The sequence below is a fragment of the Streptomyces sp. HUAS ZL42 genome (assembly GCF_040782645.1).
Classification (GTDB): domain Bacteria; phylum Actinomycetota; class Actinomycetes; order Streptomycetales; family Streptomycetaceae; genus Streptomyces.
The window spans coordinates 6,135,728-6,149,334 of the sequence record NZ_CP160403.1; the positions used below are offsets into that span (position 1 = coordinate 6,135,728).

A 13,607-nucleotide genomic window follows, 5' to 3' on the forward strand; every position below is an offset into this window, starting at 1 on the left:
AGATTATTGCCAGCCACTCCGATCGACCTCACATCCGGATGTTAGGGTGAATGCATGAGGCAAGGGGATGCGTTTGCGGAGCGATATCTGTCGGGCCGAGAGCTCTGGGGAGATGATTTCACCCATGAGCAGATCGAGAGCTGGTTCGATGATGAGCGTGAGGCTTACGCGGATCTCAGCACATCCCCCTCGCCAACCGAATACGGCTACCATGGGATCAACCGATTCAACGGTTTTCGAAAACTGCCGAACTGTCGCTTCTCGCACGCCTTGGGCATCGGAAGCTCATTCGGTACGGAATTTCTTCCGCTGGTGGACAGGATTGACCGGATCACCATTTTGGAACCTTCGAAGAAACTGCGCTCGAAGTCGCTGCTGGGGCTCCCGCTGAATTACGTGGATCCTGCCTCGTCGGGACATATCCCGTTCGCCGGTAGTACGTTCGATCTTGCAGTCTGCTTCGGGGTGCTGCATCATATCCCGAATGTGACCCATGTGGTGAGCGAGCTCGGCCGGGTTCTGGCTCCCGGTGGCTGGATGGTGATCCGTGAACCAGTAGTGTCCATGGGTGACTGGCGTTATCCGCGCAAAGGGGGACTCACCAAGCGTGAACGCGGAATCCCTCGAAGCCACCTTGAGCGGGCGATCAACAAGGCAGGGCTTTCCATCCGGTCCAGTACCTTCTGCATGTCCCCGCTGACCGGCAGGCTCGGAAAGGTTGTCGGGCGCAACCTGTATGCCACAGAATTTGGCGCTGCCGTCGACCGAACTCTTGCACTTGCCACGGCTTGGAATTATCGATATCACGCGGTGTCCGGTTGGCAGAAGCTTCGCCCGTCAAGTGTCTTCATCGTTGCGCAACGTGCGAGAATCCGGCATGGCTCTGCCATGAGGGAATCCGGTTGAGCCTGGAGGTGGCGAGGCGAAACAGGGCGGCACACGGGGGAATTCACTCCTGACCCGAGTGTCCTCGCAATCCGCGGCAGGATGTCCATGGCACGCTGGCACCATGTCACTGCCAAGGGAAATCGTTAAACTCGCAGTAGGTGCCGCAAATCGGCCGATTGCTCGCTACCGCTTCTCCCGGGTTTTGGCGTCGACAGCGCCTCCCTATAAGATCGAGATCGGTGCTCACCGGACCAGACGCCCGGGCTGGATCGACACGGAGGTCTCGTGGCGTGCGCGTCATTACATGGATGCGGCAAAGGGTTGGCCGGTGCCGACTTCGTCTGCCAGTCACATCTATGCTGATAACGTGATTGAGCACCTCCGGATGCAGCCCAACAGAAGACTGTTCCGTGAAGCGCACCGAGTGCTGGTCCCAGGTGGGCGAATTCGACTGGCGACGCCGGACGTCGAGTATCTGGTGGCATGTTACACAAAGCGAGACGGCGAAACTCGACGTCTCCTTGAGTTGTCGAATCTGAAGAATTATGAGGCACATCATCCGGTTGATCTGCTGCGCGTTGCTTTTCAGGAGTGCGGCCACCACATCGGATACCTCTGGGACTTCCAGGCGCTGCGTGACGAACTGGCCCTGGCCGGGTTCGGCGATATCCGCAGGTTCGAATCCGGGCAGAGCGACGATCCCGATTTGAGGGGCTTGGAGATTCGCGAGGAGTTCGCCCTCGTCGTGGAAGCAGAAGCCGTCAAGAGCCCTTCCCCGAAACAGTCCGCGCTGCTGAAGGTCCCGGACCCCGCTCATTGACGCACGTCCGAATCAGAACAGCGCACAACGGAGGTCCCGGATGGAACACGACCGTCATGGACGTAGGGATGTGCGCGTGCTGCACGTTCTGAACCGACTGCGGGCCTCGGGCGCCGAGGTGATGCTCCGTGCTGCCGCCGGGCAGTGGAAACATCATGGCGTCGCGGCGGACGTCCTGGCTGTCGGCCCGGACCCGGGCCCCTTTGCGGGCGACCTGCGCGATGCCGGCTACTCGGTGGCCCACGAGCCGGACGCATCTCTGATCCGCGTACCGCCTCGGCTCGCCCGCCGGGTGCGGGACGGTGGTTACGATGTCGTTCACCTGCATGCCGAGCGTGCGGGTTTCTACTTCGGCCTTGCGGCCCTCGGTGCCGGAGCCGGGGTCGTCCGCACGGTGCACAGCGTGTTCGGATTCAGCGGCATGCTGCGCACCCAGCGAAAGCTGCAGCGCCAGGTCCTTCGTCGCATGGGCGTCGTTCACGTATGCGTCAGCCCGGGGGTGGCCGACAACGAGGGGCGCCGCTTCAGGAACCCGTCCCAGATCATCGAGAACTGGTGCGGCGAGGAGTTCGTGCCGCCGACAAGGCGTCAGAGGGCCCAGGCGCGGCAGGCACTGGAGCTCCGGGACCACCACTTCGTGGTGATCAGCGTCGGAAACTGCGCGCCGGTCAAGCGCCACGAGGCGATCCTGGAGGCGGTCGCCAACGCCTCCGGGATGCCGAACCTGGTGTACCTCCACGTGGGAGAGGAGGACAGGACAGGCAAGGAGCGACGTCTCGCCGAACAGCTCGGAATCTCGCACCAGGTCCGCTTTCTGGGACATAGGCATCCCTTGCAGGCACTGCGGGCCGCAGATGTCTTCGTCATGACCTCGGCCTTCGAGGGACTCCCACTGGCTGCTGTCGAAGCTCTCATGACGGGGCTGCCATTGGTGCTTGCAGACGTCCCTGGGCTCAGGGATGTGGCGGGAGCCAGCGAGACCGCCTGGTTGACCGACACCGGCCCCGTCCACCTCACGGCCGCCATCGAGAGAGCCGCGAATTTCTGCAAGAGCAGGTCTCCTACGGATGAGACCGGACTGTCGGGGGATCGATTCAGCCTGCGGCGCGGCGTAGCCCAGTACGCCGGCATCTATCACCGGCTGGCACGTCCTCGTCGTGGCCAGGAAGGAGAGCCGTGCGAGTAGCGATCGCCGCGCCGGTTGATCTGTCTCGGCTTGCACGTCTGCTCGACAGGTCCGTGGAGCAGACCACACCCGCAGGGCTGGGAGGGCCAGGCACCGCCGCACTGGTCGCGGAACTTGCGTCGAGAGGTCATGACGTGACTCTGGTGACCTTGAGTCGCGAAATCGACAGACCTGTGCACGGACGCATCGGTACCGTCGATGTCCTGATCGGCCCTTACCGCCGTCGGCACCGCGCCAGGAATGCATTTCGGCAGGAACGCGATGCCGTTCGCACGTTGCTCGACTCGGTGGATACCGACGTGGTGCATGCTCACTGGACGTACGAGTTCGGGTTGGGAGCTCTTGCAAGCAGGCATCCGACGTTGATCACTGTACGAGACTGGGCGCCAGCGATCATGAGATGCCAGCCGGACGCCTATCGGATGGTGCGGCTCGCCATGCAGTACCGCTGTCTGACGAAAGCGAGGCACCTCACGGCGGTCTCTCCGTACATCGGGGACCGGTTGAGGCGATGGTGCCGCGGCGCGACCACCGTGGTGCCGAACGGCCTGCCGAGCACTTCCTTCAGAGACGAGCCGCCGACGGCTCATCAGCCTGTCCGACGCCTGCTGTCGGTGAACTCCCATTTTTCGAAAGGCAAGAACACCAGCACCCTCCTCCGTGCCTTCGCTGCCATCCGTGGTCAGTTGGAGGATGTCGAACTCACGCTGGTCGGCAGCGGGCACGAGCCCGGAGGGCGGGCGGAACGCTGGGCACGCGGCCACGGACTGGCTGACGGAGTGGTCTTCGCCGGTCATATGCAGGCAGAGCAAGCTCTTAGTGTCATGGACACCGCAGACATCTTTGTGGCACCGAGTCTCGAAGAATCCTTCGGGATGACCGTGCTCGAAGCGATGGCACGAGGACTTCCGGTGGTGGCGGGCCGCTCGTCGGGAGCGGTGCCCTGGCTCCTCGATCTCGGCCGCGCCGGAGAGTTGGTCGACGTCCGCCGACCGGAAGCGATTTCCCAGGGCGTTGTGCGGCTGGCACGGAATGCCGACGTCCGTGCACACCTGAGTCGGCAGGCACTCGCGCGGGCTCGGCTCTTCGCTTGGCCCAACGTCGTACCGTCCTATGAAGCGCAGTACGAACATGTTGCCCGGTGTGTTTGAGCCTGTGTGCACTCCGGACGTCAGACGTGCCACCGGGCGTGAGCCACTCGGAGCGGACCTCGAAGATCAGGGGCTTCACAGGCGGGACACCGGTACGGTCACGGGATGCTTCGCCCGCCGACCCGGGCGGCCCAGCAGTCCGATCTCTGCCGCCGCCTGGTAGGCCGGCAGCCGACCGCGCAGCAGCCAACAGCCCAGCAGTGCCGGGGACATGGCGAGCACCGCGCCGGGCAAACCGCCGAGGGCGGAGGCGCCCCAGTTGCCGGTCGCGGCCAGACAGACCCCGGCCGTAAGGTGCGTGAGGTGCGAACGGGCCACGGCGGTGGCGTCGAGCGTGTCCGTCCTGTGCCAGCGGACCAGCTGAACGGCGTGGCCAACGGCCAACCCGGCCGCTCCGGCCGCGATGAACGGCAGTGGCTCGCGCCAGCCGACGGCCCCGACGAGCCCCACGCCGGTGACGGCGAGCAGAACCAACTGGGTGAGGACGAGATCGCGTCGGGTCCCGCGGGCAAGGTCCAGCGCGCACCCGGCTGCATAGACGACCTGCAACGCGGCGCTCGCGGCGAACGCGGGCGCCAGCGCCACGGCCCCTTCCCAGCCGGGGCCGAGCAGCAGCGCGAGCGCGGCCGGCCCGGCGCCGGCCAGGGCGCCGAAGACGACGAAGCCCGCGGAGGCGGCGTACAGCAGATGCTGCGCGGGCCGGGTCAGGGGCAGTCCCTGGCTGCGGCGGTCGGCGAGCAACGGTACGGCTGCCTGGTTGAGCCCCTTGAGCAGAACGTTCACCGGCACGTCGCACAGCAGCTGGGCGCGGGACCAGAGCCCGGCCGCGGCGGGACCGAGCAGTCGGCCCGCCATCCACAGCGGGGCACTGGCCGCGAGTGTGCGCAGCAGCGCGAAGCCGGTGAGGAACCCGGACAGTCCCAGCAGGGAACCGGACGGAGTGTCCGGATCACGCGCCAGAGTGAGCTTTGCCCCCGTTCCGCTCACCGCGAGACCGAAGGTGGTGAACGCTGTGATCGGAAGGGCCAGGGCGAGGGCGGCTGGGGCGCCTGTGCCGGTGAGTACGACGGCCCCGACCACGCAGCCGGCCACCTGCCCGGAGAGTTCGGCGACCGTTGCGCAGCCGGGCAGGCCGACCCGGCGCAGCGCGGACAACAGCACACAACCTGTCGGCGCCACCAGATACTGGCAGCCCAACAGGCGGAGAAAGAGCGTCAGTTCAGGCATCTCCCACAGTGCCGCGCACCACGGGGCAGCGACTTCGATGACCGCCCAGCAGATCACGCCGGTCAGCAGCGAAAGCCGGAGTGCCGCGTGGAAGAGGGCGCGGCTGAGCTGCTCGGCCCGCAGGACGCAGGTCGCCAGGCCCGCCGTGGCGACCAGCCCGGGCAGCTGGGTCAGCGTGAGGGCGATCGCATAGGCGCCGAAGGCGTTGTGCGGTGCCACGCGCGCGGTCCAGGCGGTGTAGCCGAGCTGCAGGGCGACTGATACGACCGCGCCGCCGTAGCTCCAGCTCAGCACGGAGAGGACGCGACCCGCGGATTTCGGGGCATCGGTCATGAGGTGAAGGGGGCGGTGGTCAGCAGGAAGTTCTGGTGGCGTCGTGGAGGGGCGAAGCCGTGGGGTACCGCGACGGGTCCGTGCGGAGCGAGGTGGTGGAGGTGGTGGTAGCCGAACTCGGCGGCAGTGGAGCGCAGCCGTTCCAGTGCCGGTCGGTCGAGGCACTCGGCGATCACGATCGGACGGTGGTCGGCGAGGGTCTGGGACATCCCGCGCAGCACTTCCGGTTCCAGACCCTCCACATCGATCTTCACCAGGTCGATGGGCCGGTCGTCGACTGCAAGGTCCCCCGTGGTCACCTCCACGTCGACGGTGCTGCGCCCGCAGCCGTCGGCGTCGTCGCGCAGGGTCGCCGTGGTGATGCGCTCGGGGATGGTCAGACGAGCCCGGCCCGGCACCTCTGAGAGTGCCTTGGCGACGACGTGCACCCTGGGGCCGAAACCGTTGACATCGACGTTGCGACGCAGCATCCGGGCCGCGGCGGGGTTGGGTTCGACAGCGACAGCGTGCAGTCGAGGGTTGGCCTGGCAGGCCAGCAGGGTGTAGAGGCCGGCGTAGGCCCCGGCGTCCAGGAAACCGCGTGCGGTACGGGCGAGCCGGTAGAAGAGCGGATGGGTGGCCTCCTCCCACAGCCGCAGATCCGTCCAGACCACGGGCCCGGCGAGTACGTCGTCCCGGCCGCAGTGGTAGCGGAACGTGCTGCCGTCCGGTGCGTGCAGCTGCCAGACGCCGGTGGGGCGCAGATGCTGCCAGACCGTGAGCGGCACATGGCCGCGTACGGTTCCGGCCCGTACCGCCCGCTGAAACGTGTGTGAGCGCATCAGCAGGTCACGGACACCGCGCAGCACGGGCTTGGCGTGGCGCAGCTGCGAAACGCCGGGGGTGGTCATCGCTCAGGCTCCCGTCAGCGAGCGCTCACGGACCGGGTTGGGAACAACGGCCAGTTCGGCGTCGACCATGATCCGGGCGAGTTCCGGAGCGTGAACGGCTGCCTGCCAGCCCAGTTCGCGTTCGGCCTTGGAGGCGTCACCGACCAGGTCGGGAACCTCGGAGGGGCGCAGATAACGCTCGTCGAAGCGGACGTGCCGCTCCCAGTCGAGGCCCACGTGCTCGAAGCAGAAGCTCAGGAAATCGCGGACGCTGTAGCTGGTGCCGGTGGCTACCACGTAGTCGTCGGGCTCATCCTGCTGCAGCATGCGCCACATCGCGTCGACGTACTCGGGCGCGTATCCCCAGTCGCGGCGGGCCTCCAGGTTGCCGAGATGGAGGACGTCCTGCTCCCCGCGGGCGATGCGGGCGGCAGCGCGGGCGATCTTGCGTGTCACGAAGGTCTCGCCGCGGCGTGGGGACTCATGGTTGAAGAGGATCCCGTTCACGGCGTGGATGCCGTACGCCTCACGGTAGTTACGGGTGATCCAGTACGCGTACACCTTGGCGGCCGCGTACGGCGAGCACGGGTGGAAGGCCGACGACTCCGACTGCGGGGGGGCGGTCGTCCCGAACATCTCGGAGCTGGAAGCCTGGTAGAAGCGGCACGGCAACCCGGTCGCCCGGATGGCTTCGAGGAGACGTGTGGTGCCCAGACCCGTGGTGGTACCGGTGAACTCGGGCTCGTCGAAGGAGACCCGGACGTGCGACTGGGCGGCCAGGTGGTAGACCTCGTCGGGCTGGATGCCCTCCAGCAGGGCAGCGATGCGGGAGCCGTCGGCCAGATCTCCGTAGTGCAGCCGGAGCCGTGCGTCCGGCTCGTGCGGGTCCTGGTAGAGATGGTCGATCCGTTGGGTGGTGAAGGTGGAGGAGCGGCGGATGAGGCCGTGCACCAAATAGCCCTTGGACAGCAGGAGCTCGGCTAGATACGAGCCGTCCTGGCCGGTGATGCCGGTGACGAGTGCAGTCTTGCGAGGCACGGCGACTCCTGGGTCGTGCTGGGACGGGGTGCGCTGCGCGGCTGTGCGCAGGTCGTCAGCAGGCCGACGATCACGGCCTGTTCTGGGCTGAGGGAGTAGGTGATCATGTAGACCAACTGGCTGCAGATGAGTAGCCGGAGCAGCAGTCCGTGCTCGCGATCCGCACCCGCCTCGCGCCAGGCTCTGGCGTACAGCACAAGGATCGCCGCGAGGCCGAGGAGGCCGAGGCGGAGCAGGACCTCCAGGTAGTAGTCGTGGGGTGACACGGTGACGAGCGTTCCGTCGACCACACGGTCGTACCCGGACCCGAAGGGCTGGCCCAGCAGCCACTCCGGTACCCCATCGAGATGGGCCACCAGAGCGTGCCAGCCTTCCATGCGCCACATCAGCGTCGTGTCGTCCTCACTGGAGGCTGCGAGGCTTGAGGTGACCTGGTCGGCGGCCCCCAAGGAAACGGCCAGCAAAGAGAGCACGCTGACGGAGCCCAGGACAGCCAGTGCCGCGGCACGGGATCCGGACTGCCGTCGGCGGCATACCAGCCAGCCCGTCACCATGACGCCCGTGGCAAGCCATACGGTGCGGTGCTGGGTCAGGACGACGACCAACAGGAGCGGCCAGGCCAGGGCTCTGCCGCGGGCAAAGCCGTGACCACACAGCAGCATCAGGGCCGCCTGGCCGATGATCAGGGCTTCAGCCGCGTTCACCGGGCGGGCGTTGGTGAGTACTCCGTCGACCATGATCGAGTCGGAGTTGGAGCCGATGCCGACGTTCAACCACCACAGCAGGGCAGCAAGGGACAGAACACAGGCGGCGGGCACCCAGATGAGGCTGACCACACGCAGTAGGTTCCGACCGGGGGGAATGGCGGCGACGAAGAACGCGACGCAGAGGAGCTGGACGAAACTGGTTCGCGCCTCGTTGCCCGCGGTCTGCACGCCGAAGAGTCCGAACCCCCGCATCAGCGCACAGGCGGTCAGGCCCAGCAGGACGAGAAGCGAGGCCCGGGGTCTGCGCCCCCGTTTCCTTACGGACATGATGAGCGCAGCGGCCAGCAGACATACGGTCAGCACATCCGTGGGCATGAGATCCAGACCCGGGCTTCGGAGGGGCGGACGCATGTTCTGCTGCGACTGCCAGAGCTGAACGGCGGTGTACAGGCCGATTCCCCAGACCGGCCAGCGGACAAAGCTCGCGCTGAGTGCCGCGCAGGCGATGAGCCCGGCGCAGCCGAACAGCACTGTCGTCGGATCGAGCAGCAAGGGATCATCCCCCTGCGGGGGAGCGACGGACCGAGGACCGCACCGCGGCCTTCACATAGGGCGAGAACATCAGCAGCGGGGCCCACGGCCAACAGTGCCGCAGGCAGTAGACCCGCCATTGCCGGGGCGGCAGTTCCCGCTGTGAGGTGATCCGGCGGAGCGCCTCACGCACGCCGATGCCCGGTTCACGGGACCCGGTGTGCGGCGGGGGGAGGTCGCAGATGCCGACGTGGCACGGTGTCACGTAAGCGGGAATGCCGGCCTGGCGGACGCGGAATCCGTGATCGTAGTCGCCGATGCCGTGCTGGAAGACCTCGTCGATGTCGCCCACCCGATCGCACACCGTCCTGGGCAACAGCACCACATTGCCGTTGTATGTGTCGCAGCGCTCGGGTCGGCCGGTGGGCTCGACCAGCGCGAGCGCACGGCCGCGGCGCCCCGAGTACGTGGTGCGGGCACTGTCCGAGGCGCGTACGGCGCCGACCACGACCTTGCCGGGTCCGACCGCGTCTGCGGTGTCGAGCAGTACGGCGAGCGCGTTCTCTGCCAGCGTCACGTCGTCATTGAGCCAGAGCTGGAAGTCCCAGGGCGGTTCACCGGTTCGCCGGCTGTTGCGGCTCGCGATACGCATGCCGTGGCTCCAGTAGATGTCGGTACCGACCGTGGTGACCTCCACCTCGGGGTGTGCCGCGCGGACGGCCTCGGGTGTGCCGTCGGTGCTGCCGGCGTCGACGAGATAGGTGCGCAGGGAGGTCTTCTCCGGCAGTCCACGCTGTCCGGCGAGCGTGGCAAGCGCGGACAGGGTTTTCTCACGGCGATTGTGACTGGTCATCAGTACGGCGATGCGGAGTGGTGGCATGCGGGACTCCTCAACTCGAACACCTCATCATTACCGAATGAATCGCCCGCAATTGCCCAACCGGGCCGGGTGCTCATCCGAACGGCCAACTGGTGGCCGCCCCCACCGCATTTCTCATACGAGGTGCTCAGGTCGCGCGTCATGGAGCTCGGAAATGGCTACAGCCGCGCACGAGAAGTCGGTGATTGCCGGTAGGAGTGTGACGCCGACCCTCTCTGCCGATGCCGGCGCGCCATGAAAGCGAAGGCAGGATCACAGCACCTCGACACGGTCCCCCCGGCAGCGGTTGCGGGTATCGAAGACATACGCCCCGGCCTGCTCGACGAGCGCGTAGTCGAAGGTGTCGTGGTCGGTTGCCACGACCACCACGTCGGCCGCCCGGATTTCAGCTTCGGTCAGTTCTACGCAGATGATGTCGGGGGGGAGGAGATAGGAGTCCGTGTACGGCTCCACGGCAGCGACATGGGCACCGAGCGCCTGCAGCAACCGGGCCAGCACGATGGCCGGCGACTCGCGGATGTCGCCGGTGTTCCTCTTGTAGGCCAGGCCCAGTTGGAGGACTCGAGAGCCGTTGACCGACTTTCCGCGTTCGTTCAGGCCTCGGCTGATCCGCCAGACGACGTGGTCCGGCATGTCGTCGTTGATCTCGTTCGCCAGCGCGATGAATCGGACGTTCTGCCGCAGTAGCCGTTTGACCTGCCATGACAAGTACGAGGGATCTACCGGCAAGCAGTGCCCGCCGACACCTGGGCCCGGTTTGAACGCCATGAAGCCGAACGGCTTCGTATCGGCGGCCTCGACGGCTTCCCAGATATCCGCTCCCAGCCCCCTCGAGAACGTCGCCATCTCGTTGACCAGGGCGATGTTGACGTGGCGGAATGTGTTCTCCAGCAATTTGGTCAGCTCTGCGGTCCGGCAGTTGGACACAGGCACGGTGCGCTCAACAATGCGTGCGTAGAAGCGCTCGATGCTGTTCAGGGACGCCGGGTCGATCCCGGAGATCACTTTCGGTGTGTTCTCCAGCTGCCACTGGGGATTACCCGGGTCGATTCGCTCGGGACTGTAGCCCAGATGGAAATCCACACCGGCCTTCAGCCCGCTGCCGTCCTCCAGCAGAGGCTGCAGCAAACTCTCCGTGGTGCCGGGATATGTGGTCGACTCCAAAACCACAGTAGCGCCGGGGGTGATATGAGAGGCGATGCTCCTGGCGGCACATTCCACGGACGTAAGATCGGGCACACCCTCGCGCAGTGGCGTCGGCACGGTGATCGTGCAGACGTCGAAGTCGGAGATCCCGGTGTAGTCGGTGGTCACCTTGTAGCGGCCGCTGTCCAGAGCGCTGACCAAGCGTGTATTGCCGACTCCCTCGATGAACGAGTCGCCGGCGGCGAGACGCTTGACCCGCAACTCGTCCGTGTCCACGCCGACGACGGCGAAACCTGCTTCCACCGCGCGCATGGCCAGCGGGAGACCTACATATCCCTGGCCGACGACGATCAGCTTGCACTGGTCCCGGTATGGGGGTTGGCCCACGCATATCACCCCGGATCACGAACGGAATATCACGACCCCAAAGTCGCATGCCCGCGCGCTCCGGTTTCGCCTTCCCGGCGTGTGTCTGTCGGGATCACTCTGATTCAGCAACTGGGGTGGAACGACACGGTCCCAATGGGTGAATGCGCCCCGGACGGCGGGCGCGTAACCGAACTACCGTGAACGCCGGTCCTAGCGTTCCGGCATGACCAGTACGACAGGCCGGGCTGCGGCCGTGACGGGCGCCGTGAAGCACTCACGCCCAGTCGGAGCGGAACGGGTATGGCCCCGAAGCTGCGCGACCTGACGGCCCGCGGCCGGGTTCTGCTGGCGAGGACCGCCAACCAGGCCCTGCTCGGACCGGTCTCGGGAGGAATGCCGCGGAAGTACGTACGCTCGATCGCGGAGCGCATGCACGATCCCAGGATGGCCAGGCATGTGAGCGAGGCCTTGACCAGGACTGAGGCCGTGGTCGAGCGGTACGACTTCCCCGCTGACTTCCCGCCATGGTTCCGCCGGTCCAAGGCGTTCGACGAGCGCCACGCCTACCGGCTCCACGACGTGCTGGTCAGCCCGCACAGCGGTCTCATCTGGCTGCCCGGCGGCCCCGTCCTGGAGGAGAGCTACGGATCCCTCATCCGGTCGCTCGGCTGGGGCGACGTCCGCCACGAACCGTTGTTGCCGGTCAGGCGACTCACTGGTCGTCCCGTCGTTACCTTCGGGCTGACGGGCTACTATCACTGGCTCCTCGAGGTGCTGCCGGCCGCGGTCTTCGCCCTGAGTGTCGAGCCTGAGGCGCTGCTCTTGATGCCGAAGTGCGTACCGGCCTACGCGTTGGAGGCTGCGCAGCACCTTGTCGGGCCCTCCAGGATCGTCCGCCTGGACGAAGTCGTACATGTCGACTCGTGTGTCCTCGCCGCCATCGAGCCCATGTCCGGCTTCATCCAGCGGCCCGAGATCGACCGCTTGCGTGCAGCGTTTCCTTCGGGCCGCTCCGACGTCGACGCCGTCTACGTGAGCCGTCTGAAGGACCCCAAACGAGCATTGTCGAACGAGGCGGACGTCGAGCGCGCGATGCGGGAAGCGGGCGTCACGGTGGTCTACGCCCAGGACCTGTCCTTCGAGCAGCAGCGCACCCTGTTCGCCGGCGCCCGTACAGTCATTGCTCCGCACGGGGCCGGTTTGGCCAACCTGGTGTGGGCTCAGCGGGCGGAGCGCGTGATCGAGCTGTTCTCTGCTGCCTCGTTCAACGACTGCTTTGCCCGCTTGAGCCGCAACCTCGGCATCGACTACGACTATGTCGTTGCGTCGCCTGCGAAAGAAGGAGAGGGCGTCGTACCGCTGGATCGGCTCGATGCGCTGCTGAACAAGGTCGCGGCTGCCGAGTGTTGAGCCGTGCGCAACGGTGGACGGCTGAAGTATGGCGCCGGAGTGAACTCAGCCGCCCCCGCACAGCAACACGCCCACCGGGCCAAGCCTGCGCCAATTGTCCTGATTACGCTGCTGTCTGTGCCCTCCAAAGAGATCTTGACCAGCGCACGTGATCTTTTCCTCCGCGTTCCGGGCTGCCAACGGGCCGTTCGCGCCGCGACCCTGCGCGGCCTGGTGCCCAGCGCAGTGTGGAGACGTCTGCATCCCACAGGGGAGTGGAGCATGCAGGCCCCCGATGGCAGCACCTTCCGCTACGTCAGCAGCGACGCGGACATCCTGGCCCGGAGCCTGATCTGGACCAACATGCGGCACTGGGAAGAGACCACTCATCCGCTCTTCTATCAACTCGCCCGAAACGCCCGGCGATTCGTCGACATCGGCGCCTTCTCCGGTATTTACACTCTCCTGGCCTGCAGGGCCAACCCGCAATTGGAGGCTGTGGCTGTCGAGCCCAACCCTGCCGCGATCCGCATGCTGAACCGCAACGTCCGGGCGAACGGGCTCGAGAGCCGCGTCACCATCATCGACAAGGCGCTGTCGGACGCACCCGGGCGTGCCGTGCTGAGGATCCCCACCAACACGACCACTGCCTCGCTCCTGGCCAGGCGACCCGCTCAGCGCGTCCTCGATGTGGACGTCACGACGGGGGATGCGCTGCTTGACGGACTCGCGGTGGACCTCATCAAGATCGACGTGGAGGGGCTCGAACCACAGGTGCTGCGCGGCATGGAGAAGAGCATCCGCGTCCACCACCCCGCCATCATTGCGGAGTGCCTCGACAAGGCAGCACTGAGCAGGGTCCGGGAGACCGCGTTCGACCTGGGCTACCGTCGCATTCAGCATCTCGGCGACACCGGACCGGTACCCGTGACGGCGGATCTTGTCCCGCCGGCCCGCTATGCAAATTTCCTCATCACCCGGGACGCGGCCGCCGCGAGCTGATCGCAGGCTCGCAGTGCGACCGCACTCGGTTCGGCCTCACTACACGGTTCGTGAGGAAGGAGCGACTCCAA

Annotated in this window: 12 protein-coding genes; 6 read left to right on the forward strand and 6 right to left on the reverse strand. The window is 66.4% G+C overall.

Going from position 1 to position 13,607, the window contains the following annotated elements; genetic code table 11:
- Positions 1 to 54 precede the first annotated feature (54 nt).
- The 4 genes from ABZO29_RS28220 (at position 55) to ABZO29_RS28235 (ending at position 4,045) form a co-directional block, all read left to right on the forward strand.
- Positions 55 to 906, forward strand: a complete 852-nt coding sequence (locus ABZO29_RS28220) for a class I SAM-dependent methyltransferase (protein ID WP_367322976.1) — start codon at positions 55 to 57, stop codon at positions 904 to 906.
- 103 nt (positions 907 to 1,009) lie between these two features.
- Positions 1,010 to 1,708, forward strand: coding sequence for a methyltransferase domain-containing protein (locus tag ABZO29_RS28225; RefSeq protein WP_367322977.1), 699 nt, complete (start codon positions 1,010 to 1,012; stop codon positions 1,706 to 1,708).
- A gap of 40 nt (positions 1,709 to 1,748) precedes the next feature.
- Positions 1,749 to 2,894, forward strand: a complete 1,146-nt coding sequence (locus ABZO29_RS28230; protein ID WP_367322978.1) for a glycosyltransferase — start codon at positions 1,749 to 1,751, stop codon at positions 2,892 to 2,894.
- Entirely contained in the window at positions 2,885 to 4,045 is a 1,161-nt protein-coding gene (locus ABZO29_RS28235) for a glycosyltransferase family 4 protein (protein ID WP_367322979.1), read from the forward strand. Before ABZO29_RS28230 ends, ABZO29_RS28235 begins: the two co-directional genes overlap by 10 nt.
- A 75-nt stretch (positions 4,046 to 4,120) precedes the next feature.
- Here the strand turns inward: ABZO29_RS28235 and ABZO29_RS28240 are convergent, their stop codons facing one another.
- The 6 genes from ABZO29_RS28240 to ABZO29_RS28265 form a co-directional block, all read right to left on the reverse strand.
- A complete protein-coding gene (locus ABZO29_RS28240; protein WP_367322980.1) occupies positions 4,121 to 5,605 on the reverse strand; it encodes an oligosaccharide flippase family protein in 1,485 nt (494 codons plus the stop codon).
- On the reverse strand, positions 5,602 to 6,495 hold the full coding sequence (locus ABZO29_RS28245) for an FkbM family methyltransferase (protein ID WP_367322981.1): 894 nt from the start codon (positions 6,493 to 6,495) through the stop codon (positions 5,602 to 5,604). The genes ABZO29_RS28240 and ABZO29_RS28245 overlap by 4 nt, the downstream gene beginning before the upstream one ends.
- A gap of 3 nt (positions 6,496 to 6,498) precedes the next feature.
- A complete protein-coding gene (gene gmd / locus ABZO29_RS28250) occupies positions 6,499 to 7,512 on the reverse strand; it encodes a GDP-mannose 4,6-dehydratase (protein ID WP_367322982.1) in 1,014 nt (337 codons plus the stop codon).
- A complete protein-coding gene (locus ABZO29_RS28255; RefSeq protein ID WP_367322983.1) occupies positions 7,455 to 8,771 on the reverse strand; it encodes an O-antigen ligase family protein in 1,317 nt (438 codons plus the stop codon). The genes gmd and ABZO29_RS28255 overlap by 58 nt, the downstream gene beginning before the upstream one ends.
- A 4-nt stretch (positions 8,772 to 8,775) precedes the next feature.
- Positions 8,776 to 9,630, reverse strand: a complete 855-nt coding sequence (locus ABZO29_RS28260; RefSeq protein ID WP_367322984.1) for a glycosyltransferase family 2 protein — start codon at positions 9,628 to 9,630, stop codon at positions 8,776 to 8,778.
- A 252-nt stretch (positions 9,631 to 9,882) separates the two neighbouring features.
- Positions 9,883 to 11,163, reverse strand: a complete 1,281-nt coding sequence (locus ABZO29_RS28265; RefSeq protein WP_367322985.1) for a nucleotide sugar dehydrogenase — start codon at positions 11,161 to 11,163, stop codon at positions 9,883 to 9,885.
- A gap of 282 nt (positions 11,164 to 11,445) precedes the next feature.
- Here ABZO29_RS28265 and ABZO29_RS28270 point away from each other — a divergent pair, with 282 nt between their 5' ends.
- Together ABZO29_RS28270 and ABZO29_RS28275 are read left to right on the forward strand one after the other, a co-directional pair.
- Positions 11,446 to 12,555 carry a DUF563 domain-containing protein gene (locus ABZO29_RS28270; RefSeq protein ID WP_367322986.1) on the forward strand — a complete coding sequence of 370 codons (1,110 nt, stop codon included), beginning with the start codon at positions 11,446 to 11,448 and terminating at the stop codon, positions 12,553 to 12,555.
- Positions 12,556 to 12,558: 3 nt separating this feature from the next.
- The gene (locus ABZO29_RS28275; protein ID WP_367322987.1) at positions 12,559 to 13,536 is read left to right on the forward strand and encodes an FkbM family methyltransferase; all 978 of its coding nucleotides are present in this window, start codon (positions 12,559 to 12,561) and stop codon (positions 13,534 to 13,536) included.
- Positions 13,537 to 13,607: the final 71 nt, after the last annotated feature.